The organism is Limosilactobacillus rudii (genome assembly GCF_014145455.1).
GTDB lineage: Bacteria > Bacillota > Bacilli > Lactobacillales > Lactobacillaceae > Limosilactobacillus > Limosilactobacillus rudii.
This window is the reverse complement of the sequence record NZ_JACIVB010000001.1, coordinates 1-211: the sequence shown is the minus strand read 5'-3', so window position 1 is coordinate 211 and position 211 is coordinate 1. Positions and strand designations below refer to the sequence as shown.

The following is a 211-nucleotide window of genomic DNA, read 5'->3' as shown; positions in this document are numbered from 1 at the left end:
CAGATGACTGGGGTGAAGTCGTAACAAGGTAGCCGTAGGAGAACCTGCGGCTGGATCACCTCCTTTCTAAGGAATAAAACGGAACCTACACATCGAAGAAACTTTGTTTAGTTTTGAGGGGTTTACCCTCAGAGCTTGTACTTTGAAAACTAAATATTATCTAATTTCTTTATTAACAAAACAATAAACCGAGAACACCGCGTTATTTGAG

At 39.8% G+C, this 211-nt stretch carries 1 rRNA gene; it reads left to right on the top strand.

What is annotated here, in order from left to right:
• Nucleotides 1–66 (top strand): 16S ribosomal RNA (locus tag H5S39_RS00005); the annotation flags it as partial.
• Nucleotides 67–211 lie beyond the last annotated feature (145 nt).